Raw genomic sequence first — 24,971 nt, 5'->3', positions numbered from 1 at the left:
GGGTCACTCGCTCAGCTCCCGGTCGAGCAGGCCGAACAGCTCGTCGTCGGAGGCCGCCTCGACTCCGGCCATGGAGTCGCCGCCGCCGGCGGCCTGCCGTCCTCCGGCGGGGTCGAGGACGCTGAGCGCGCCGCGCAGCGCCCGTACGAGCTCGGCCCGCTGCCGGTCGCCGCCGGTGAGACCGGAGGCGGCCGACACCCAGACGTCCAGCGCCGCCGGGTCGAACACCGGCCGCTCCCCGTGCACGCGGTCGAGCAGGTACGCGGTCAGCTCCCGTACGGTCGGGTGGTCGAACAGCACGGTCGCCGGGAGCCGCTCGCCCGCCTCCTCGCCGAGCCGGTTGCGCAGCTCGATCGCCGTGAGCGAGTCGAGACCGAGATCGAACAGCCCGCGATCCTCGGGCACGCGCGCCCCGCCGGGCAGGCCGAGCACCTCCGCGACCCGGCTCGCGACGACGCCGCGCACCAGGGCCCGGGCCGCCTCCTCGTCCAGCCCGTCGAGACGCCGGGCCAGCGGCACGGCCCGTCCGGCGGGCGCGGAGGGAGCGGAGGGGGCGGAGAGCGCGAGGTCGGCGAGCACCTCGGGCAGTTCGCCGTGCCGCCGGGCGAGCGCGGCCCGGTCGAACCGCGCAGGAACGAGCACGGCGGGGCCGGCCGCCAGCGCGTGGTCGAGCAGGCCGAGCGCCTCCTCCGTGTCCAGCGGGCGGATGCCCATCCGGTCGAGCCGGGCCCGCGCGGCCGCGCTCAGCTCGGCGGCCATGCCGGCGCCGCTGTCCCACAGGCCCCAGGCGAGCGACAGGCCCGGCAGCCCGGCGGCCCGCCTGTGCCGGGCGAGCGCGTCCAGGAACGCGTTGGCCGCGGCGTAGCCCGCCTGCCCCGCGTTGCCCAGCACCCCCGCGACGGACGAGAACAGCACGAACGCCCTCAGCGGCAGGTGCGCGGTGAGCCGGTGGAGGTTCCAGGCCGCGTCCACCTTCGGGCGCAGGACCCGGTCGAGCCTGTCGGGGGTCGTGTTCTCCAGCACGGCGTCGTCGAGCGCGCCCGCCGCGTGGACCACCGCGACGAGGTCGCCGGCCACCCCGGCGACGAGCGCCTCCGCCGCCACGGGGTCGGCGACGTCGCAGGCGGCCGTACGAACCTCGGCGCCGTCCCGTGCCGCCAGTTCTGCGGCGAGGGCGCGCAGTCCGGGATCGGCGTCGCCACGCCGGCTCACGAGCAGGAGCCTGCGGGCTCCATGGTGGGCGGCCAGGTGCCGCACGACCTCGCCGCCGAGCGCGCCGCCGGCCCCGGTGACCAGGACCGTGCCTGAGCCCAGGTCCGGTGCGTCGCCGGGTGCGCCGGTCAGGGCGCGCAGGCGGGGGCGTACGGCCTCGCCCCGGCGGAGGGCGAGCTGGCCGGGCCGGGCCGCCAGGGCGTGGGGCAGCTCGGCCGGCGACTCCGGACTGCCGTCGAGGTCGACCACGCCGACCCTGCCGGGAAACTCCTGGACCGCCGCACGGACGAGGCCCCACAGCGCCGCCCCGATGAGTCCGGTGAAGTCGCCCGGCCCGCCGGCACCCGGTCCCGCAAGACCCGGTGCCCGAAGACCCGGTGCCCCGGCATCCGTCGGACGGCCGGAGCCCTCCGGTTCGCGGGCGGGCGGTCCCTCGTCTCCGGTGGCTCCCCGGGTCACCACGACGAGGTGACCGTCGTCGGGCAGCCCGAGGATGGCCGCGCGCGCCGCGTCCAGGGCCGCGCGGACCGCCGCGCCCGGGCCGTCCGGGGACGCGGCGCGGCCTTCCGGTCCGCCGCCGGGGTTCCCTGCGTCGCCGTACGCGCCGGTCGAGTAGGTGACGACAGGGTAGGGCGCGTCCGCGATAAGCCCTTCGGGGGCCAGGACGACCGTGGGCCCCCCGGTCGCGGGCGTGCCGTCGAGCGGGGCCGGGACCCAGACGACCTCGTACGGCCGCGGGCCGGCTCCGCCCGCGCTCAGCAGCGCGCGCTCCTCGACCGGGCGTACACGGACCTCCGCCACCGACAGCACCGGGGCTCCCCCGGCGTCGGCCGCGTCGAGCGCGAACGTCTCCTCTCCGGTGTGCCGGATCCTGACCAGCAACCTCCCCAGGGGCTCGGCGTGGAGACGCACGCCGCGGAAGGCGTAGGGGACGGGGATGCGCCCCTCCCGGTGCTCTCCGGCGCCGGTGATCCACGGGTGCAGGGCCGCGTCGAGCAGCCCGGGGACGATCTCGCTCTCGACCTCGGCGTACAGCTCGTTCTCGGTCCGCCACAGGGCGCGCAGCCCCTGGAAGGCGGGGCCGTACTCGTAGCCGTGCGTGGCGAACTCGGCGTACGCGCCGGTCACGTCCACGGACGCGGCCTCGGGCGGGCGGCGGCCGGACCAGCCGGGCCCGGGATCGTCGTCGCCGAGCACCGCCTCGGCGTGCAGGGTCCACTCCCCGGCCCCGGAGGGACGGCCGTGAACGCGGACCCGGGCGCCGTCGACCGTGATCCGCAGGTGGACCTCCCCTTCCGCGGGGATCGGCACCGGGGAGCGCAGCTCCAGTTCCCGCACCCCGGCGGCTCCGTGCCGGGCCGCGAGCCAGGCGGTCACGTCGAGGAGGGCGGCGGCCGGGAGCACCGGGATCCCCGCCAGCGCGTGGTCGGCCAGCCAGGGCTGCCGCCCGACCGACAGCACGCCGGTGTAGACGGTCTGCCCGCCGTCGGGGACGGTGACGGCGGCCATGAGCAGCGGGTGGCCCGGATCGTCCGCGCCGACGCCGGTCGCGGTCGCGCCCGCCGCGGGGGCCGCGAGCCACAGGCGCTCGCGGCGGAAGGGGTAGGTGGGCAGCGGGACCACGGCGCCGCCGCCCAGCAGCGCCCGCCAGTCCCAGGCGACCCCGGCCACGAAGGCGTGGGCCACGAACGTGTACAGCGCCGTCACCTCGCCGGTTCCACGCCCGAGCGCGGCCGCCGCGACGGCGTCCTCGCCCAGGTCGCACTGGCGGACCATCGCGGTGAGCGCCGCGTCGGGACCGATCTCCAGGAAGCGGGCGGCGCCGAGGCCGCGCAGCCGCGCGACCGCGTCGGCGAAGCGCACGGTTCCCCGCACCTGGTCCGCCCAGTGGTCCGGCGACCCCAGCGTGCCGGCGCCGGCCTCCTCGGCGGTGAGCGTCGACACGAGCGTGCGGTGCGGGGCCGACGCGGCCAGGTCCGCGATCTCCGCCCTGAAGGGCGCCAGCATCGGCTCCATGCGGGCCGAGTGGAAGGCGTGGCTCACGGTGAGCCGTTTGACGCGATGCCCGCGCTCGGACAGGATCGCGGCCAGCCTCTCCACGGGCTCGGCGTCTCCGGAGATCACCACCGAGCCGGGCGCGTTGACGGCGGCGACGTCCACGGGCGTCTCCGCCTCCCTCGCCACCCGTTCCACCGTCGCCCGGTCGGCCTGCACGGCCACCATCGACCCGCCTTCCGGCAGTTCCTGCATGAGCCGCCCGCGTGCGGCCACGAGCGCCGCCGCGTCCGGCAGGGTCAACGCCCCGGCGACGTGCGCGGCGGCGACCTCGCCCACCGAGTGCCCCGCGAGGGCGTCGGCCGGCAGGCCCCAGGACTCCAGCAGGCGGAAGAGGGCGACCTCCAGCGCGAACAGCGACGCCTGCGTGTAGCGGGTCCGGTCGATGAGCCCCGGCTCGCCCTCCCCCGCGATCACCGCCGCCACGTCGACGCCGTCGATCCGGCGCAGCTCCGCGCACACCTCGTCGAAGGCCCGCGCGTACGCGGGGAACCGACGGTACAGTTCGGCGCCCATGCCGGTCCGCTGGCCGCCCTGGCCGGCGAAGAGCACGGCGGTCCGGCCGCGCACCGCCGTACCGGTGACGACGACGGGGAAGCCTTCGGCCGGCGGCCGCGTCCCCGCGACGAGGTGGTCGAGCCCGGCGATCAGCTCGGCGCGGTCCCGGCCGAGCACGACGGCCCGCCGGTCGAACGCGGTGCGGGTGGTGGCGAGCGACAGGGCGACGTCGGCGATCCGCAGCCCGGGGTCGGCGAGCACGTGCCGCCTCAGGCGGGCCGCCTGCTCGCGCAGCGCCTCGTCGGTGCGGGCGCTGAGCACCCACGGCACGACCCGCGTCTCCGGCGGTTCCCCGTCGGGTGCGTCGCCGGACGCGCGGGGCTCGTCGCCCATCTCGAGGATGACGTGGGCGTTGGTGCCGCTGATGCCGAACGAGGAGACCGCGGCCCGGCGCGGCCCGGGGGTGCCGGGCCAGGGAACCGGCTCGGCGGGCACGGCGACCGCGCCGCCGGACCAGTCGACGTGCTCGCTGGGCCGGGCCAGGTGCAGGGTGGCGGGCACCCGCCCGTGGCGCATGGCCAGCACCATCTTGATGATCCCGGCCACCCCGGCCGCCGCCTGGGTGTGGCCGATGTTCGACTTGACCGAGCCCATCAGCAGCGGCGCGCGCCCGTCCCGGTCCCGGCCGTACGTGCCGAGCACGGCGCCCGCCTCGATCGGGTCGCCGAGCCGGGTGCCGGTGCCGTGGGCCTCGAGCACGTCGACGTCCGACGGCCGCAGACCGGCGCCGCGCAGGGCGGCCCGGATCACCCGCTCCTGGGCCGGGCCGTTGGGCGCGGTGAGTCCGTTGCTCGCGCCGTCCTGGTTGACCGCGGAGCCGCGGACCAGCGCGAGCACGCGGTGGCCGTTGCGCCGCGCGTCGGAGAGGCGCTCCAGCACGAGCAGCCCGACGCCCTCGCCCCACGCCGTGCCGTCGGCGTCGGCGGAGAACGGCTTGCAGCGGCCGTCGGGCGCCAGCCCGCGCTGGCGGCTGAACTCGATGAACGTGGCAGGGCTCGCCATCACGGTCGCGCCTCCGGCGAGGGCCAGGGCGCACTCGCCCAGGCGGAGCGCCTGCGCCGCCTGGTGGACGGCGACCAGCGAGGACGAGCAGGCGGTGTCCACCGTCACCGCCGGGCCCTCGAGCCCGAGCGTGTAGGAGATGCGGCCGGACGCGACGCTGCCCGCGCTGCCGCTGACCAGGTAGCCCTCCAGGTCGCGGGCCGCGCCGCGGCGCTGGTGAACGCGCGCCCCGTAGTCGGAGTACATGACGCCGACGAACACCCCGCTCTGGGAGCCGCGCAGCGTCGCCGGGTCGATCCCCGCGTCCTCGACCGCCTCCCAGGCGGTCTGCAGCAGCAGGCGCTGCTGCGGGTCGACGGCCAGGGCCTCCCGGTGGCCGATCCCGAAGAACTCGGGGTCGAACTCGGCGGCGTCGTGCAGGAACCCGCCGTACCGGGTGATCGACGTACCCGGATGGTCGGGATCGGGGTCGAACAGGTCGGGGTCCCAGCCTCGGTCGGCGGGGAACTCGGTGATGGCGTCGGCGCCCGAGGCGAGCAGCTCCCACAGCTCCGCCGGTGTCCGTACGCCGCCGGGGAACCGGCAGGCCATGCCGACGATCGCGACCGCGTCGTCGTCCGGCCCGTACGGCTCCCGCGGCCCCTCGGCCTGGTCACCGCGCGTGTCCGGGCCGGCGAGAAGGCCGTCCAGATGGGCGATCAGGGCGGCCGGCGTGGGGTGGTCGAACACCACCGCGGCGGGCAGGCGGACGCCGAGGTCGTCGCCGAGCCGGTTGCGCAGCTCGACCGCGGTCAGCGAGTCGAACCCGAGATCCGTGAACGCCCGCTCCGGATCGATCTCCGAGCCGCCGTCGTGCCCCAGCACGGCGGCCACCGCGTCGAGCACCGCCCGAGCGGTGTCCGGTCCGTCGGGCCGGGCGCTGTCCGGACCTCCGGGCCGAGCGTCGGGGGCGGCGACTCGTGCGGCGGTGGGGCGGATCCTCCGCAGCGCGGCCGGGAGGTCGAGGCTGCCCGCCACCACGACGGGAGCGTCCAGCCGCAGGGCGCGGTCGAACAGGCCGAGCCCGTCCGCCGGGGCCATGGGCCTGATGCCGGCCCGCCCGAGCCGGGCGACGTCCCGCCCCGCCAGACCGCCGCTCATCCCGTCGCCGACGTCCCACAGGCCCCAGTGCACGGTCAGCCCGGGCCGGCCGGCCCGCCGCCTGCGCCGCACCACCGCCTCCAGCCCGGCGTTCGCGGCGGCGTACGCGCCCTGACCCGCGGTGCCGAGGACGCCGGCCACCGAGCCGAACAGCACGAACGCGTCGAGATCCGCGTCGCGGGTCGCCTCGTCGAGGGCGCGGGCGGCCGCGAGCTTGGCGTCGAGCACCCGCCGCAGGGCCGGCGCGGTGAGCCCTTCGATGACGGCGTCCTCCGCGACGCCCGCCGCGTGGACGACGCCCGTCAGCGGTCCGTCGAGGCCGCCGAGCAGGGCGGCCAGGGCCTGCGGGTCCGCCGGATCGCAGGACCGTACGGCGACGGCGGCGCCGAGCGCGGTCAGTTCCGCCTGGATCGCGGCGGCGTCCGGGTGGTGCTCGCCCCGGCGGCTCACCAGGAGCAGGTTCCGCACGCCGTGCCGGGTGACCAGGTGAGCGGCGATCCGCCGGCCGAGCGCGCCGAGACCGCCGGTCACGAGCACCGTGCCGCCCGCGGCGCTGCGGGGCCACAGGGGCGGCGTTCCGGAAGCCGGTGCTGCGGGCTCGGCGACGAGTCGTGGCACCAGCGGCGCTCCCCTGCGGATCGCGGCCTCGGGGAACGCCGCGCCGACCGCCGCGAGCAGCCCCGGATCGAGGTCCCCCGGCCCGGCATCTTCCCGGACGGCGTCTTCCAGCCCTGCCGCAACCGGGCCGGCTTCTCCCCGGCCGATGTCGAGCAGGGCGAACCTGCCGGGATGCTCGGCCCGGGCCGACCTGACCAGGCCCCACAGGGCGGTGGTGGACGGCCTCGCGTCCTCGGCGCCGTCCACGGCGAGACCACGCGTCAGCACCACCAGGCGGGCGTCACCGGCCGCGGGGTCGGCGAGCCACCGCTGCAGCACCTCGCGGGCCGCGTCCAGCGCGGCGTACGGGTCGTCGGAGCGGTCGAGCCCGTCCAGCAGCACGAGCGGCGGCGGGTTTTCGGGGAGCTCGGTGACGAGAGCGAAGTCCGCGACCGGGGCGGGCGGCGGCGCCGCCTCCCAGCTCAGGCCGTACAGCGCGGCGGCGGCCGGGAGCGGGCGCAGCCGCAGCCGCTCCACCGTTAGCACCTCCCGCCCGTCGTCGCCGATGAGGTCCACCCGGTAGGCGTCGGGGTCGAGCGGGGTGAGCCGGGCGCGGACGCGGGTGGGAAGCGTCCGCGAGGGCCGCGCACGAGCCGCCCCGGATGCCACATTCGCCCGCGCCTCGGATTCCGGAAGCGTTCGTGCTTGGGATGCCGGATGCGTCCGGACCCCGCTCAGCGCGTACGGCACCCGCCGGGGGCCGTCGAGCCCGTCCAGTGAGAGCACGTGCAGGGCGGCGTCCAGCAGAGCCGGGTGCGCGGCGTACCCGGCGGCCTCGGCGCGGAGCGACGGCGGCAGGGCCACCTCGGCGTACAGGTCGCCCTCGTCGCGCCAGGCGGCGACCAGCCCCTGGAACGCCGGGCCGTACTCGTAGCCGTGGTCGGCGAGCAGGCGGTAGGTGTCCTCGGGCGTGCCCGCATCGAGGCGGGTGCCCGGACCGGACGCGACCGGCCGGCCGGGGAGGACCTGCTTCTCGGTGAGCGTGGCCGTGGCGTTGACGGTCCATTCCGACGGCTCCGCGGCGCGGCTGCGAACCGTGAGGTCACCGCTCGCCGACACGGCCACCTGGAGGCGGACCTCCCCCGTGCCCCGCAGCTCGATCGGCGCGTGGATCACGAACTCGCCCAGCGTTGGACGGCCGGCCGTCGCGCCCACGGCGAGGGCCAGCTCGACCAGGGCCATGGCCGGGACCAGCACCCGCCCGCCGACCCGGTGGTGGGCCAGCCACGGCTGACGGCGGGTGGACAGCACTCCGGTGAAGAGCCGGCCGCCGTCCGGCAGCTCGGTCGCACCGGCCAGCAGGGGGTGTGGGGACGTGTCCAGCCCGTACGCCGACGGCCGGTCGTCGTCCGCGGGCGGCAGCAGCCAGTAGCGCCTGGTCTCGAACGGATACGTGGGCAGGTCCGTGAGCCGGCCGCCTTCCACGAGCGGCCCGAACTCGACCGGCACGCCCGCCACGTGCAGTCGGGCGAGCGCGGCCCGGAACGCCTCCTCGTCCGAACGGCCGGGCCTGAGCAGCGGCACCGCGAGCACCGCGCCAGCGATCCCCGTACCGACGGTCCCCACGCCGGCAGTCCCCGCGCCGACGGTCCCCGCTCCGTCGGTTTCGGCGCCCGCGGTTCCCGCGTCATCGGTTTCCGGGCCACCCGTCTCCTGAGCGAGCGCGGCGAGCGACCCGTCCGGGCCCAGCTCCGCGAACCGGGTCACGCCCGCCTCCCGCGCCGTGCGGACCGCGTCCGCGAAGCGCACGGCGCCACGCATCTGCGCCACCCAGTAGTCCGGCGACGACATCTCCCGCTCTCCGGCAAGCTTCCCGGTCGCCGTGGAGACGACGGGCATCTGGGCGGGGCCGAACGTCAGCCCCGCCACCACCTGGCGGAACTCCTCCAGCACGCCGTCCATGTGGGCCGAGTGGAAGGCGTGGCTCACCTTGAGCCGGGTGGCCTTGCGCCCGGCGGCCTTCCACCGCGCCGCGAGCCGGTCGACCTCGTCCGCGTCGCCCGACAGCACCACCGACGCCGGTCCGTTGATCGCGGCGATCTCGACGCCACCGCCCGCCGACGCGGCCAGTTCGGCCGCCTCCTGCGGCGTGGCGGCGAACGCGGTCATGGCGCCCCCCTCCCTGGCCGACTGCATCAGCCGGCCGCGGGCGGCCACCAGCGCGCAGGCGGAGGCGAGGTCGAGCACCCCCGCGACGTGCGCGGCGGCGAGTTCGCCGACCGAGTGCCCGATCAGGAAGTCGGGCCGCAGCCCGTACGACGCGGCGAGCCGGTGAAGCGCGACCTCCACCGCGAACAGCGCCGGCTGCGCGTACCGCGTCTGTCCCAGCCGCTCCGGGTCGGCCAGCAGGTCCCGCAGGGCGACGCCGATGTGCGGCTCCAGCAGCGCGGAGATCTCGTCGAACGCGGCGGCGTACACCGTGGAGGTCTCCAGCAGCCCGGCGCCCATGCCGGCCCGCTGCGCCCCCTGCCCGGAGAAGAGGAAGGCGAGCCGCTGGTCCGGCACCGCGCGCCCGGTGATCACCCCGGGATGGCGCGCGCCGTCACGGAGGGCGGCCAGCGCCTGAGCGGGGTCCGCCGCCGGACCGGTGTCCACGACGGCCCGGTGCTCCAGCCGCGGTCTGCGGGTCAGCGTGAACGCGACGTCGCGCGGCGCCGCGGATCCCGCGGCGAGGACGTCGTGCACGAGGCCCGCCTGGGCGCGCAGGGCGGTCTCCGTCTTCGCCGACAGCACGAACGGCAGGCCTCCGCCGCGGCTCGCTCCCGCTCGGCCGGGGACCTCGGTTGCCGTGTCCCCGGCCTCCGGCCCCGCCGCTTCGTGAGCGCCGGTGTCGGTTCCGGGGGTGTCGGTTTCGGGGGTGCCGGGGTGTCCGGCGGTGTCGGTCGTGGCGGCGACGTGCCGGGTGCCCTTGCCCGTGCCGGGGGTGCTGGTTTCGGGGGTGTCGGTTTCAGGGGTGCTGGTGCTGGTTTCGGGGGTGTCGGTGGGGGGTTGCTGGAGGATGAGATGGGCGTTGGTGCCGCTGATGCCGAAAGACGACACCGCCGCCCGGCGAGGACGCCCCGGCCAGGCCCACTGCACCGGACGGGTCAGCAACGCCACACCCGACCCGTCCCAGTCCACATGCGGACTCGGCTCATCCACATGCAACGTCGCCGGCAACTGCCGATGCCGCAGGGCCATCACCATCTTGATGACCCCGCCCACCCCCGCCGCCGCCTGAGCATGCCCGATGTTCGACTTCAACGACCCCACCCACAACGGCACCCGCCGGTCCCGCCCATACGCCGCGATCAGCGCCTGCGCCTCGATCGGATCCCCCAACCGGGTCCCCGTCCCATGCGCCTCCACCACATCCACATCACCCGGACCCAGCCCCGCCTCCGCCAAAGCCCGCCCGATCACCTGCTCCTGCGCCCGCCCGTTCGGCGCCGTCAACCCGTTACTCGCCCCGTCCTGATTCACCGCCGAACCCGCCACCACCGCCAAAACCCGATGCCCCAACGCCCGCGCCCGCGACAGCCGCTCGACCACCACCACCCCGGCACCCTCGGCCCACCCCGTGCCATCGGCCGACGCCGAAAACGCCCGGCACCGCCCATCCACCGACAACCCCCGCTGCCGCGAGAACTCCACGAACATCCCCGGCGAGGCCATCACCGCCACCCCACCGGCCAACGCCAGCGAACACTCCCCCGACCGCACCGCCCGCACCGCCAGATCCAACGCCACCAACGACGACGAACACGCCGTGTCCACCGTCAACGCCGGACCCCGCAACCCCAGCACATACGCGATCCGCCCCGACGCCACGCTGACGCTGCCCCCGGTGAGGAGGTAGCCGTCGGCACCGCCGCCTCCCTCGTGGAGCCGGGGTGTGTAGTCCGAGGCCGTCGCGCCGACGAACACGCCGGTGTCGCTCTCCTTCAGCGACAGCGGATCGATCCCCGCCCGCTCCAACGCCTCCCACGACACCTGCAACAACAACCGCTGCTGCGGATCGGTCGCCAGCGCCTCCCGAGGGCTCATCCCGAAGAACGCCGCGTCGAACTCGCCCGCGTCGTACAGGAAGCCGCCCCTGCGCGTGTAGGCGGTGCCCCGGTGGTCGGGATCGGGATGATAAAGCCGGTCCAGGTCCCAGCCCCGGTCGTCGGGGAAGTCCCCCGTCGCGTCGATTCCGTTGGCGACCAGGTCCCACAGGTCCTCCGGCGAGGCCACCCCACCGGGGAACCGGCACCCCATCCCCACGATCACCACCGGATCGTCGTCCGCCGCCCGCACGGCCGCGACGGACGAAGTTCCCGGGTCCTCCGCCGTGAGGAGCCCGAGCAGGTGCCCGGCGAGCGCGGTGACCGTGGGGAACTCGAAGACGACGGTGGCGGGCAGGGTCAGCCCGGTCAGTGTGTTGAGCCGGTTGCGCAGCTCGACCGCGGTCAGCGAGTCGAAGCCGAGCTCCTTCAGCGGGCGGTCGCCGGGCACCTCGGCCGGGTTCGCGTGGCCGAGGACAGCCGCGGCCTGCTCGCGGACCAGCCGGGTGACGAGGTGGACGCGCTCCTGGGGCCGCTCGGCCCGCACCCGGCTCGCCCAGGCTCCCCCGGCCGTGCGCCGGGCGTTACGCGGGAACGCCACCAGACGGGAGAACAGGGCGGGCAGCCGGCCTGCCGCGGCCTCCTCCCGCAGCACGGCGTCGTCGAGGGGCGACACGACCACGTACGGCTCGCACGCCCGGTCGAACGCGTCCAGCGCCGTGGTGGTGGCGAGCGTGCCGACGCCGTACCGGGCGAGCCGGGCCAGCCCCGCGGCGTCCAGGCCGCCGGTCATGGCGCTGGCCTCGTCCCAGACGCCCCAGGCGATCGAGGTGGCGGGCAGGCCGAGGCCCGTGCGGTGCTCGGCCAGGGCGTCGAGGAACGCGTTGGCCGCGGCGTAGTTGGCCTGCCCCGGCGCGCCGAAGGCGGCCACGGCGGAGGAGAACAGTACGAAGCGGTCCAGCGGCAGGCCCGCGGTCAGCTCGTGCAGATGCCAGGCCGCGTCGACCTTCGGCCGCAGCACGGCGGCCAGCGCGTCCGGGGTCAGCTCGGTGAGGGTGGCGTCAGCGAGCACGCCCGCCGTGTGCACCACGCCGCGCAGCGGGCGGCCGGCGGGGACGGCGGCCAGCAGTTCCGCCAGAGCGTCCCGATCGGTGACGTCGCAGGCCGCCACGGTGACCTCCGCCCCGGCCGCGCGCAGGTCGCGGGCGAGCGCGTCCGCACCCGGGGTGTCCGGTCCGGAGCGGCTCACCAGCAGCAGGTGCGGGGGCCGGGCCGAACCGGCCAGCCTGCGGGCGACGAGCGCCCCCAGCGTGCCTGTGCCGCCCGTGATGAGCACCGTCCCAGGGTCCGCGTCCACCTCATCCGAGGCGTCCCTTCCGCCCCCCGGGGCCGGGCCGTCTGCGCCGGACGCGCCGTTGTCCGGGTCGGCACCTGCCGTGCCGTCTACGCCGGGCGCCGCCGCCTCTGCCACCGCCTTCTCCGCCACCGCCGGACCTGCCGGGCCGAGATCCTGCGGGACGAGCCTGGGGACCAGGACCATCCCGTCGCGTACGCTCACCTCGCGCTCACCGTGGCCGGCGGCGAGCAGCGCCACCGGCGCGGGGCCGTCCACGACCGCGAGCGAGAACCGGCCGGGGTGTTCGGCGGCGGCGGTGCGGACCAGGCCCCTGATCGCGGCGGAAGACAGATCCCGTCCGTCGACGACGACGGTCAGCAGGGCGCCGTCGGGCGCGGGATCGGCGAGCCACCGCCGCACCAGGGACAGGACGGCGGCGGTCCGGGCGTGCGCCTCCTCCACCGGTCCCGCCGAGGGCCCGGAGCCGGACGGGGAGGCGCCGACCGGCGCCAGCACCGTTGCGGCCCCGGCCACGGCTCCGAGGTCGGCGAGGACGTCCACGCCCATGCCGTCACCGACATCCAGCAGGTCTCCGACCCGGCCGAACCCCTCCAGCACGGCGACGGCCCGGCGCAGGACCGGGATCGGCGAGGGGTTCCCAGGTCAGGGCGTACGCCTCGGGGACTGCCCGGCCGCCGGTGAGGTCGGCGCGCGACGCGGGCCGGAAGGCCAGCGACTCCACTCCCCCGATGACCCGTCCGCTCTCGCCGGCGAACAGGTACCGGAACCGGTGGCCGCCGAGCGGCTCGATCCGGGCCCGCAGTGTGCGCCCCGCCTCGCCGGTGAGGCGCAGGCCCTCGAACGCGAACGGCAGGAGCGGCGCTCCCGCGTCCGGGACGGTGAGACCGGCGAGACCGGCCACCACGGGGTGGAGCGCCGCGTCGAGCAGCGCCGGATGCGGCGCGAAGTCGTCCGTCCCCGCCGGAGAGTCCGCGTCGCCGGGAACGTTCAGTTCGGCGTACACCGTGCCGCCGTCCCGCCAGGCGGCGGCGAGGCCCTGGAACGCCGGGCCGTAGTCGTACCCCAGCCGGTACAGGTGGGCGTAGACGTCGGACACGTCGACCGCCTCGGCCCCGAGGGGCGGCCAGGGCAGGAGGTCCTCGCCGACCCGCGTGACCGCGACTTCCCCAGCGAAGGCCGGATTCGCGGGCGTGTCATCGGCCTCCGCCAGTACGCCGGAGGCGTGACGGATCCACGGCTCGTCGTCGCCGGTCCGAGCGTGCACGTCGATGCCGCGCCGCCCGTCCCCGTCGGGCGTCCCGACGAGCACCTGCACCTGCGCGGTACGACCGGCGTCCAGGGTGAGGGGAGCCTCGACGGCCAGCTCCCGCACGTCGAGGCCGCCGGCGAGACGACCCGCGTGCGCGGCCAGTTCGGCGAAGGCCGTCCCCGGCAGCAGCACGGTGCCCAGGACCCGGTGGTCGGCGAGCCAGCCCTGCGCGGCCGGGTCGATCTGCCCGGTCAGGACGGCGCCGCCGTCCGCGAGGGTGACCATGGCGCCGAGGATCGGGTGCCGGGCCGCGGCGAGGCCGAGCCTGGCCGCCTGGGCCGGCCCCGCGGGGGGTGTCAGCCAGTAACGCTCGCGTTCGAACCGGTAGGTCGGCAGGTCCACCGTCGTCGCCCCGCGAACCGGCCATGTGACGGAGGCCCCGGCGAGGTGGGCCACCGCCAGGGCCCGGCGGAACGCGTCCGCGCCGCCCTCGCCCCGCCTGAGGGTGCCCGTGGCGAGGCCGCCAACGCCCCGCGCGGCCAGGATCTCCTCCACGGCGACAGTGAGCACCGGGTGCGGGCTGATCTCGATGAACCTGCGGTGGCCGGTGGCGGCCAGCCCGGCGACGACGGCGTCGAAGCGGACGGTCTCCCGGAGGTTGCGGTACCAGTAGGAAGCGTCGAGCGTGGCCGTGTCGACCGGCTCGCCGGTGACCGCCGAGTGGAACGCCACCTCGGCCTGGCGCGGCGTCAGCCCGGCGAACGTCTCCAGCAGTTCTTCGCGCAGCGGCTCGACGTACCGGGTGTGGGAGGCGTAGTCCACCGGGACCCGGCGGGCGCGCACGCCGTTCTCCTCGCACCACGCGAGCAGTTCGGCGAGCGCGGCGGCGTCCCCGGCGACGACGGTCGAGCGCGGCCCGTTGCGTACGGCGACCTCGACGGCCCCGCCCCAGCGGGCCGCGAGCTCGGCCGCCTCCCCGGCGCCGAGCGCCACTGACACCATGCCGCCGTCTCCGGCGATGCGGACGATGGCCCGGCTGCGCAACGTGACCAGCCGCGCCGCGTCCGCCAGGGACAGCGCGCCCGCGACGTACGCGGCGGCGATCTCGCCCTGGGAGTGCCCGGCCACCGCGTCCGGCCGGACGCCGGCGGCGCGCCACATCGCGGCCAGCGACACCATCACCGCGAACAGCACCGGCTGCACGACGTCGACCCGCTCCAGCGAAGGGGCGCCTGGGTCGCCGCGCAGCACGGCGTGCAGCGACCAGCCGACGTGGGCGGCGAACGCCTCGGCGCAGGCGTCGATCTCGGCGGCGAAGACCGGATCGGCGGCCAGCAGCGCACGGGCCATCTCGGGCCACTGCGACCCCTGCCCGGGAAAGACGAAGACCGTGCGGCCGGTGATCCGCTCGCCGGTCACGGCCGACTCGTGGACCTCTCCCCCGGCCAGCGCCCGCAGAGCGGCCTGATGGTCGTCCAGTACGGCGGCGCCGTGCGCGAGCCGCGCCCGCGTCGTGAGCGTCGCGGCCACGTCGCGCAGGTCGAGCTCCGGATGGTCGCGCAGGTGGCCGGCGAGCGCCGCGGCCTGCCTGCGCAACGCCGCGGCGTCGGTCCCCGACAGAAACAGCGGCACTTCCCCGGCCTGCGAATCCGCCTCGCCGTCACGTGCGCTCTTCCGGCCGGGGACCTCGGTTGCCGTGTCCCCGGCCTCCGGCCCCGCCGCTTCGTGAGCGCCGGTGTCGGTTCCGGGGGTGTCGGTTTCGGGGGTGCCGGGATGTCCGGCGGTGTCGGTCGTGGCGGCGACGTGCCGGGTGCCCTTGCCCGTGCCGGGGGCGCTGGTTTCGGGGGTGTCGGTTTCAGGGGTGCTGGTGCTGGTTTCGGGGGTGTCGGTGGGGGGTTGCTGGAGGATGAGATGGGCGTTGGTGCCGCTGATGCCGAAGGACGACACCGCCGCCCGGCGAGGACGCCCCGGCCAGGCCCACTGCACCGGACGGGTCAGCAACGCCACACCCGACCCGTCCCAGTCCACATGCGGACTCGGCTCATCCACATGCAACGTCGCCGGCAACTGCCGATGCCGCAGGGCCATCACCATCTTGATGACCCCGCCCACCCCCGCCGCCGCCTGAGCATGCCCGATGTTCGACTTCAACGACCCCACCCACAACGGCACCCGCCGGTCCCGCCCATACGCCGCGATCAGCGCCTGCGCCTCGATCGGATCCCCCAACCGGGTCCCCGTCCCATGCGCCTCCACCACATCCACATCACCCGGACCCAGCCCCGCCTCCGCCAAAGCCCGCCCGATCACCTGCTCCTGCGCCCGCCCGTTCGGCGCCGTCAACCCGTTACTCGCCCCGTCCTGATTCACCGCCGAACCCGCCACCACCGCCAAAACCCGATGCCCCAACGCCCGCGCCCGCGACAGCCGCTCGACCACCACCACCCCGGCACCCTCGGCCCACCCCGTGCCATCGGCCGACGCCGAAAACGCCCGGCACCGCCCATCCACCGACAACCCCCGCTGCCGCGAGAACTCCACGAACATCCCCGGCGAGGCCATCACCGCCACCCCACCGGCCAACGCCAGCGAACACTCCCCCGACCGCACCGCCCGCACCGCCAGATCCAACGCCACCAACGACGACGAACACGCCGTGTCCACCGTCAACGCCGGACCCCGCAACCCCAGCACATACGCGATCCGCCCCGACGCCACGCTGACGCTGCCCCCGGTGAGGAGGTAGCCGTCGGCACCGCCGCCTCCCTCGTGGAGCCGGGGTGTGTAGTCCGAGGCCGTCGCGCCGACGAACACGCCGGTGTCGCTCTCCTTCAGCGACAGCGGATCGATCCCCGCCCGCTCCAACGCCTCCCACGACACCTGCAACAACAACCGCTGCTGCGGATCGGTCGCCAGCGCCTCCCGAGGGCTCATCCCGAAGAACGCCGCGTCGAACTCGGCGGCGTCCCGCAGGAACCCGCCGTGCCGGGTGTACGAGGTGCCGGGCCGTTCGGGGTCGGGGTCGAAGAGGGCGGCGAGGTCCCAGCCGCGGTCGGCGGGGAACTCGCCGATGGCGTCGACCCCGTCGGCGACCAGGTCCCACAGGTCCTCCGGCGAGGCCACCCCACCGGGGAACCGGCACCCCATCCCCACGATCACCACCGGATCGTCGTCCGCCGCCCGCACGGCCGCGACGGGCGCGTCCGAACGGGGGCCGCCGGCCAGGTGGCGGGCCAGGGCGGCGGGGGTCGGGTGGCTGAACAGCGCGGCGGCCGGCAGGTCGGCGCCGAAGGCGGCGTTCAGCCGGTCGCGCAGCTCGACCAGGCCCAGCGAGTCGAGGCCGAGGTCGCGGAACGTCGTCTCGGAATCGACGCGTCCCGGATCGGCGAAGCCGAGCACCGCCGCCACTTCCTCGATGACGCGGCGCTCCCCGGCCCCGGTGGAGGGGACGGCGGGAAGGGCGGTGGAAAGGGCGGGCGGCGCGGGAACCGGCGCGGGAACCTGAACGGAGACCGGAACGGGAGCGGAGACGGCCGGTACGTCCCCGCCCGGGGCCAGCCAGTGATGCTCGCGCTGGAAGGGATACGTGGGCAGCGCGACCCGGGGGCCGCCGGGTGGGAAGACGGCGTCCCAGTCGAGGCGCACCCCGGCGGTGAAGAGCCGGCCGACGGCGGCTTCCAGGTCGTCGTCCTTGCCGAGGACCGGCACGAACGCCGCCTCCGCGCCCAGGGTCTCGCGCCCGGCCGCGCTCAGCGCCGTCCCCGGCCCCGCCTCGACGAAGATCCCGGCGCCCAGCGCGCGCAGCCGGGTCAGGCCGTCGGCGAAGCGGACCGCACGACGGGCGTGCTCCACCCAGTAGCCGGCCCAGGCGTCCGCGCCGGCGAGGTCGAGCGGTTCGCCGGTCACCGTCGACACGAACGGGATGCGGGCCGTGCCGTACGTGAGCCCGTCGAGCACCGCGCGGAACTCGCCGAGCGCGGGATCCATCAGCGGCGAGTGGAAGGCGTGGCTCACCGGGAGCCGCCGGGTCCGGTGCCCGCGCGCGGCGGCGAGGGCGGCGACGGCGTCGAGCGCCGCGTCCTCCCCCGCGACGACGACCGACCGCGGACCGTTCACGGCGGCGACGACCGCGAGGCCGTCCACCTCCGCGAGGAGCCCCTCCGCCTCGTCCTCCGGGGCGCCGACCGCGAGCATCCCGCCGCCGGAGGGCAGCGCGTCCATCAGCCGTCCCCTGGCCGCGATGAGTTCGGCGGCGGACAACAGGTCGAGCACGCCCGCGACGTGCGCGGCGGCCACCTCCCCGATGGAGTGACCGGCGACGAAGGACGGCTCGACCCCGAGCGCCTCCAGCAGGCGGAAGGTCGCCACCTCGACCGCGAAGATCGCGGGCTGGGTGAAGGCCGTACGGTCGAGGAGCCGGGCCTCCTCTCCGCCCGGCTCGGACCAGACGACCTCCCGGAGCGGCCGGGGCAGCCGCTCGCCGAGCGCCGCCGCGGCCTCGTCGAACGCGGCCCGGAAGGCGGGGTGGTCGCGGTGGGCCCCCCGTCCCATGCCGGGCCGCTGGCTGCCCTGCCCCGGGAACAGCACCGCGACGGGCGCGGTCCTGGCCCTGCCCGTGACCAGGCCGGCCGCGGGACGTCCCTCGGCCAGCGCCGCCAGCCCGGCCGTCACGTCGCCCGTGATCGCCGCCCGGTGGTCGAAGGCGGTCCGGGTGGTCGCGAGGCTCCGCGCCAGGCCCGCCGCACGCTGCCCAGCGAACGGCTCCGACTCGCCGGACGGCTCCGACCCACCGGAAACATCGTTCACGGTGGGAGCCACAGCCTCGCCGGAAGCCTCGCGCTCGGCGGAAACCCCGCGCTCGGCGGAGATCTCGGGTGCGGCGGAAACCTCGGGCGCGGCCGAGTTGTCCGGTCCGTCGGGGAGGTCCTGCCCGGTCAGGAGGTCGTGCAGCCTTGCCGCCTGCTCGCGCAGCGCCGCGCCAGTGCGCGCGCTGAGCACGAGCGGGGCGTGTGTGAGCGAGGTGCCCATACCCTTCTCGAGGGGGACGGCTCCCGGCGATCCGGCCTGTCGGGTGGAGGGTGCCTCGCTCTCCTGCCGAGGCGGTTCGGCGACCACGATGTGGCAGTTCGTGCCGCCCATGCCGAACGAGCTGACGCCCGCGACGAGCCGCTCGCCCTCGCGGGGCCACGCCCCGCCCGCGCTCCGTACGGACAGGCCCCAGCCGTCGAAGTCGATCTCCGGATTCGGTTCTGCGAAGTTGAGGCTCGCGGGCAGCCGCCGCCGGTCGACGCTCAACACGGTCTTGATCAGCCCGGCGACGCCGGCCGCGCCCTCCAGGTGCCCGATGTTCGTCTTCACGGACCCGACCTGGAGGACCGGCCCGTCACCGGGGCGGGCCAGGGCCAGGCCCCGCGCCTCCACCGGGTCGCCGACCCGGGTGCCGGTGCCGTGCAGTTCGACGTACTGCACCGCCGAGGGCGCGACGCCGGCGGCCGCCCACGCCCGCCGGAGCACCTCGGCCTGGGCGCGCGCGCTGGGCGTGGTGAGGCCGTCGGTGCCGCCGTCGTTGTTGACCGCGCCGCCGAGCAGCACGGCGTAGATCCGGTCGCCGTCCTCGACGGCGTCGTCCAGCGCCTTGAGCAGCACCAGCCCGGCGCCCTCGCCCCGGACGTAGCCGTTGGCCCGGCGGTCGAAGGTGTGGCACCGGCCGTCCGGCGACAGCCCGCCGAACCGGGCCACCGCCGCCGTCCCGGCCGGGTCGACGATCAGGTTGACGCCGCCCGCGAGCGCGAGGCGCGACTCCCCGCGCCGCACGCTCTCCGCCGCGAGGTGGACGGCGACCAGCGACGACGACTGCGCGGTGTCGACCGCGACGCTCGGCCCGCGCAGCCCGAGCGTGTACGACACGCGGTTGGCGATGATGGCGCGGGTGGTGCCGGTGAGAGTGTGGCGGCCGATCGCGGAGGCCCGCGACAGCGTGGCGTACTCGTCGGCGATGGAGCCGACGAACACGCCGGCCGGCGTGTCGCGCAGCGTGGCGGGCACCACCCCGGCGTCCTCCAGCGCCTCCCAGGCCAGTTCCAGGACGAGCCGCTGCTGAGGGTCCATGGCCGCGGCCTCGCGCGGGGAGATCCCGAAGAACTCCGCGTCGAATCCGGCGATGTCGTCGAGGTAGCCGCCGTACCGCACGCCGGGGTGCTCGCGGGCGAGGTCGTCCAGCAGCGCGGACCGTGCCCGCCCCTCGGGCACCTCGCGGACGGCCGTTCGGCCCTCCTCCAGCAGCCGCCACAGCGCGCCGGGGCCGGACGCCCCGGGACCAGATGCACCGGGCAGACGGCACGCCACTCCGACGACCGCGACGGGCCGGGACACCTGCTGGTCGGGGCTGATCACGTCGTGCCTCACTCTCAGTCGGGGTGCGGGGGGCCGGCGAGGGAGATCAGACGGGTACGGCGAGCCCTCGCCGTACGGTCTCCGCGACGTCCTCCAGCCGCCGGGTCAGGTAGAAGTGGTCTCCGGGCAGGACCGTGAGCCGGAAGGGGCCGGTGGTGTGCTCCCGCCACCGGTCGGCCTGGGCGACCGTCACCCGCGGGTCGCGGTCGCCGACCAGCGCCGTGATCGGGCAGCGGACCCGGGCGCCGGGCTCGGGCAGGTAGGCGCGCAGCGCCCGGTAGTCGCCGCGCAGCGCGGGCAGCACGAGCTCGCGCAGGTCCGCGCTCTCCAGCACCTGCCGGGAGGTGGCGCCGAGGAACAGCACCTCCTCCAGCAAGGAGCGGTCGTCCCGCAGGATCGCCGGGTCCACGCGGGTGAGGGCGGGGGCCCGCCCGCCGGAGACGAACAGCCGCTCCGGGGGCGTGCCGAGACCCCGCTCGGCCAGCAGCGCCGTCTCGAACGCGACCAGGGAGCCCATGCTGTGCCCGAAGAACGCCATGCGGGCGCCGTCCGGCTCCCCCGCGATCACCTCGGCCACCCGGCGGGCCAGCGCGCGCACGTCCTCCACGGCGGGCTCGCGGCGCCGGTCCAGGCGTCCGGGGTACTGCACGGCGAGCACGCGCACCGCCGGGGCGAGGGCCCGCGCGAGCGGGACGAAGAAGCCCGCCGAGCCTCCGGCGTGCGGGAACGCCACCACGCAGGGGGCGTCCTGCGCGGCCGGGGCGTACTCGCGCAGCCAGTCGCCCCGGACCCGCTCGGCGGCGCCGGTCACCGGCCCGCTCCCGCGCGGGCGGCCTCCAGGGCCGCGGTCAGCGCCGCGATCACCTCCGGATCGGCGTCGGGCCGCATCCGCTGCACGGCGAGCAGGCTCCACACCCGGGTCTCGGCGAGGTGGGAGGGGGCGCCGTGCACGTCGTCGTGCTCGACCAGCCGCAGGTCCCGTACGTGCCGCTTCAGGCGTTCGACGTCGCCGGGAGGGATGATCTCGTCGCGCCTGGCGGTCACCGCGGCGAGCGGCACGGTGAGCGCGGCCAGGTCGGCGTCGCCGAGGGCCCAGTCCCGCACGTGGGCGAACACGGCCTCCGGCGGCACTCCGGTGAGATGCGCGAGCGTGTCGCGAGTGATCTTCGGCACCCGGGCCTGCCAGGCGGCGTCGGTGAAGAAGTCGTTGATCGGCGGGCCGTTGCCGACCACGCCCCGCACCCGCGGGTCGCGCAGCGCGGCGGTGATCGCCGCGTGGCCGCTGAAGCTCAGCGCGAGCAGGTACGTCTCGCTCACCCGGGCCCGGCCCTCCAGCGCGTCGAGGATCGCCGGGAACAGGGTCCAGGCGTCGGGGCCGTACCGGAGCGGGCTCTCGCCCACGCCGGGCAGGTCGGCCACGACCCCGGCCATGCCGAAGGACGCGATCTGCGGCAGCACCGCGCCCCACTGCTCCTTGGGGCTCACGATGCCGCCGGTCATCACCAGCAGCGGCCGCGGTCGCTCGGCCGACAGCCCCGCGGCCCACACCCGCACCGGGACCCCGCCGGCCTCCACGACGACCGGTTCCAGGCCCGGCACGCCGCGCCGCCACCGGTCGAAGGCGTCCAGGCCGCGGGACAGCGCCCGTTTGCGGCCCGGACCGTCGACGTACGGGAACCGGCCCATCGTGTAGTACTGGGCGGCGAGGGCCGTCTGTCCCGCCGCGTCCCACTCGTCGCCGGCGCGGATCCACTCGTACGGCCAGGAGCCCGGCTCGTCGCCCGCGTCCGTGGTGACGCGGTCCAGCAGGGCCGCGTAGTGGTCGGCGGGCAGGCCCTGCGAGATCGCGTGCGCCACGACGAACCGCTTGAGCTCGGTCAGGTCGTTCATTCCTCGTACGCCTCCAGCGCGTCCTTGATCTCGGTGAGCACGTCGGCGGCCTCCGCGCCGTCGATCACGCGATGGTCGAAGGCCAGCGACAGGCGCATGACCGGGGCGATCACCACCGCCCCTTCCCTGGCCACCGGGCGATCGGCGATCCGGCCCACTCCGAGGGTGATCGTGGTCCCGCCGACCGAGTGGAAGCCGTCCACCGCGCGGTGGCCGAGCGAGGTGACGCTGAACGTGCCGGTGATCGCGGGCCGGCGGTCGAGCAGCCCGGCCGCCTCGCGGAACCGGTCGAGCGCCTCCCGCCAGGGCAACCGCCGCAGCGCGCGGATGCCGGCGAACTCCTCGGCGGTGCCGGGGTCGGCCGCCGCCGCCCGGTCCAGGTGGGCCTGCACGTCGGCGAGCGACACCGACTCCAGCCCGGGGATCACGGTCGCGAGCACGACCCGGCGGCCCTCCCACGTCTTGTCGAGGGTGACCTTGGCCGCCACGGTGTCGTAGGACGCGACGACCGGGTCGAGCCCGCCGTGGATCGCGGCGTTGGCCTCCGGGTGCTTGGCCAGGACGGCGGCGGCCGCGTGCACGACATAGGAGACGACCGAGCGGCGCTCTCCCGCCCGGCGGGCCCGCTCGCGCCCGGCGACTATGGCGGTGGCGTCCACCTCCGTGTCGAGGAAGACCGGCGAGAAGTCGCGGATCTGGTCGAGGAAGAACAGGGTGTGCCTGCGCTGGGAAGGGAACGGCTGCCCGGTCATCGGTTCACCAACTCGTAGATCGTCTCCAGGCTGGCGGCGTCGAGGAAGTCGGGCAGCGACAGCGGACGGCTGACCCGCTTCTCCAGCAGCACGAGCATGGTCAGCAGGTGCAGCGAGTCCCAGCCCGGCACCTCGTCGAACGTCCGGCCCAGGTCCTCGGCGGCCACGGCGAGGCCGATCTCGTCCCGCAACAGGTCCACGAACTCCGCGCGGCTGATCGCGGCCGTCATCACACACGCTCCAGGGCGAGACCGGACCTGATCCACTTGCTCGACTCGATGGCGACCGCGATCGCCCGCGACGGCCGCGCCATCGCGGGCAGCAGCCGGTCGAGCTGGAAGAACAGCAGGGCGTTGCCGTTGTTGCCGGTCTCGGCGACGCAGGAGACCTCCTCGGCCGCCGGGAAGGCGAGCCTCGCGGTGATCTTCGCGGTCATCGTGACGGACAACTGCGGCGGCAGGAGGTAGCCGACCTCCGAGCGATCCCAGCCGAGGTCGTCCAGCAGTTCGTCGGCCGTCTCCTCGGCGAGCACCGGCACGTGCTCCTCGATCGCCTTGTAGTCCTCGCTGGCCGGCGCCTCGCTCCCATCGCGGTCGGCCAGGCCGTACCAGCGCAGGGTCTGGCCGGGCGCGCGGCCGAGGCCGGACAGCCGGGTGAGCACCGACCGCAGCACCGGCGCCTCCGGGTGGTCGCCCACGGCGAGTACGGCGGCGCCCGCGCCGTCGCCGAACAGCACGTAGTTGACCAGTTCGTCCGGCGGCAGCGCCGTCAGGTCCGCCTTGACGTCGTAGTGTTTGGCGATCACGTCGCCGCCGATCACCAGTGCCGTGCGATACCGGCCGGTGGACAGCAGCGAGGCCGCGACGTCGAAGGTCTGCACCGCCCCCGAGCAGCCCGACTGGAGCTGGAACGTCGGCACGCCGTCGATGCGGAGCCGGTCGGCGACGACGTTCACGGTCGCCGGCATCAGCGTGTCGGGAGTGGCTGTGCCGAACACGACCACGTCCACGTCCTCGGCGGACACGCCGGCCCGGGCGAGCGCCTGGGCCGCGGCGCGCTCACCGAGATCGGCCAGGCCCTCCCGCCGCTCGCCGGTGGACAGGTCGACAGCCAGGTGACGCGTCCGGGTCCCGATGAACGTGTCGACCCACTGCCGCCACACCTGGTCCATGCCGAACGCCGCGGCCAGGGCGGCGGTGTCGATGGGCGGGCCGGGCAGCGCCGTCCCCACCGACAGAAGTCGTACCGGTATGTCCCCCATGCGCTCCTCCAACGAGCCGCGTCCGCGCCGCCCGCGCACTGCGCGGGCACGGCCGGGATGGTGACCCGGATTCGCTGATCACTGCTCAAACGCTAAGAGCGACCACTAAAGCAGCCCTAAGCCCCGGATTTCGGGCACAGGGGTCACCGCGAGCGCAGTCACCGGAGCCGGGACCAGGCGGTGGAGAGTCGCGCGAGCCGGGAGAAGGAATCGCGTCAGGAAGAGGAGGGCTGCGGGACGGCCACCGAGGTCGCGACCAACCCGTTCGTGACGATCCCCTGACCGGTGAAGCCGGTCAGGGGGCGTCCGGGCGACGTCCGGATCGGGAGCGGGCAGGGGCCGTCCCCGTCGTCGAACTCCTCCGCGCCGGGCACCCCTGCGGGCAGGATCCGTTCGATCACGGGACCGGCAGGATCTGGCGCGGGCGGCCCGGAGGGGTCGCCCGGAGCTTCCACTCGCGCGGGTATCCCACCGAGACCTCCTCGAAGCGGACCCCGTCGTGCCAGGTGGTCCTCGGGATGTGCAGGTGGCCGTACACGACCGTGGCCGCGCGGAAGTGCAGGTGCCAGTCGGCGGTGGCCTCGGTGCCGCACCAGATGGCGAACTGCGGGTACCGCAGGATCCGGGTCGGCTCGCGGACCAGGGGGTAGTGGTTGACCAGGATCGCGGACAGGCCGTCCGGCAGGTCACGCAGCCGCCGCTCGGTCTCCTCCAGCCGCGCGGCACACCACGCCTGGCGGGACGGGTACGGGTCGGGGTGCAGGAACATCTCGTCGCTGCACACCACCCCGGTCTCGTACGCGAGGGCGAGCGCCTCCTCCGCGGTCCGCACGCCGGGGGTGCGGAACGTGTAGTCGTACAGGACGAACAGCGGGGCGATCACGACGGGTCCGCCGGCGCCCTCCCAGACGGGATACGGGTCCTCGGGGGTCGTCACGCCCAGCGAACGGCACACTTCGACCAGGCGGCGGTAGCGCGCGTCCCCGCGTAAGGTGACCGGGTCGCCGGGATGGGTCCACAACTCGTGGTTGCCGGGCACCCACACGACCCTCGCCCAGCGTTCGGACAGCAGGCGCATCGCCCACTCGAAGTCGGCCAGGAACTCACACACGTCGCCGGCCACCAGCAGCCAGTCGTCCGGCGAGGACGGCCGCAGGCCTTCCAGGATCGCCCGGTTCTCCGGGTAGCCGATGTGAAGGTCGCTGATGGCGAAGAGCCGTGCGCTAGACAACGGCGGCCTCCGCGGGCGCCCTCGCCGGAACGCGCGGAGCGCGGAGGATCGACTCGCCGATCGCCACTTCCGCCTCCCGCCGTCGCCATTCGGACTGCCGGTCCGATCTTACTCGCGCCTGACCGGACCGACGGTCCAGTTGACGCGGCCCCACTCGCGCGAGGTCCGGCGGTCGACTTCTCCGCTACG

General features: G+C 75.8%; 9 protein-coding genes. All 9 read right to left on the bottom strand.

Translation table 11 applies throughout. The annotated features are described in order from the left end of the window. Window positions 1-3: 3 nt before the first annotated feature. Window positions 4-12,603 (bottom strand): type I polyketide synthase, encoded by a 12,600-nt coding sequence (locus IL992_RS33500; protein ID WP_193207324.1) that lies wholly within the window; start codon window positions 12,601-12,603, stop codon window positions 4-6. Continuing rightward, a complete protein-coding gene (locus tag IL992_RS33495) occupies window positions 12,557-19,648 on the bottom strand; it encodes a type I polyketide synthase (protein WP_319018987.1) in 7,092 nt (2,363 codons plus the stop codon). The genes IL992_RS33500 and IL992_RS33495 overlap by 47 nt, the downstream gene beginning before the upstream one ends. 46 nt (window positions 19,649-19,694) lie before the next feature. Beyond that, the gene (locus tag IL992_RS33490; protein WP_193207322.1) at window positions 19,695-20,459 is read right to left on the bottom strand and encodes a thioesterase II family protein; all 765 of its coding nucleotides are present in this window, start codon (window positions 20,457-20,459) and stop codon (window positions 19,695-19,697) included. Continuing rightward, complete coding sequence (locus tag IL992_RS33485) at window positions 20,456-21,538, bottom strand: alpha/beta fold hydrolase (protein WP_193207321.1); 1,083 nt, start codon at window positions 21,536-21,538, stop codon at window positions 20,456-20,458. Before IL992_RS33485 ends, IL992_RS33490 begins: the two co-directional genes overlap by 4 nt. Then, window positions 21,535-22,290: a 2-oxo acid dehydrogenase subunit E2 gene (locus IL992_RS33480; RefSeq protein ID WP_193207320.1), complete on the bottom strand. Its 756-nt coding sequence runs from the start codon at window positions 22,288-22,290 to the stop codon at window positions 21,535-21,537. Before IL992_RS33480 ends, IL992_RS33485 begins: the two co-directional genes overlap by 4 nt. Further along, window positions 22,287-22,520 (bottom strand): phosphopantetheine-binding protein, encoded by a 234-nt coding sequence (locus tag IL992_RS33475; protein WP_079314737.1) that lies wholly within the window; start codon window positions 22,518-22,520, stop codon window positions 22,287-22,289. The genes IL992_RS33480 and IL992_RS33475 overlap by 4 nt, the downstream gene beginning before the upstream one ends. Beyond that, complete coding sequence (locus IL992_RS33470) at window positions 22,520-23,551, bottom strand: 3-oxoacyl-ACP synthase III family protein (RefSeq protein WP_193207319.1); 1,032 nt, start codon at window positions 23,549-23,551, stop codon at window positions 22,520-22,522. The genes IL992_RS33475 and IL992_RS33470 overlap by 1 nt, the downstream gene beginning before the upstream one ends. A 215-nt stretch (window positions 23,552-23,766) precedes the next feature. After that, the gene (locus tag IL992_RS33465) at window positions 23,767-23,952 is read right to left on the bottom strand and encodes a hypothetical protein (RefSeq protein ID WP_193207318.1); all 186 of its coding nucleotides are present in this window, start codon (window positions 23,950-23,952) and stop codon (window positions 23,767-23,769) included. Next, window positions 23,949-24,782 (bottom strand): metallophosphoesterase family protein, encoded by an 834-nt coding sequence (locus IL992_RS33460; protein ID WP_193207317.1) that lies wholly within the window; start codon window positions 24,780-24,782, stop codon window positions 23,949-23,951. The genes IL992_RS33465 and IL992_RS33460 overlap by 4 nt, the downstream gene beginning before the upstream one ends. Between the last annotated feature and the right edge of the window lie 189 nt (window positions 24,783-24,971).

The organism is Microbispora sitophila (assembly GCF_014892245.1).
Classification (GTDB): domain Bacteria; phylum Actinomycetota; class Actinomycetes; order Streptosporangiales; family Streptosporangiaceae; genus Microbispora; species Microbispora siamensis.
The sequence above is the reverse complement of the archived record's forward strand: the minus strand, read 5'-3'. Positions and strand labels throughout refer to the sequence as shown.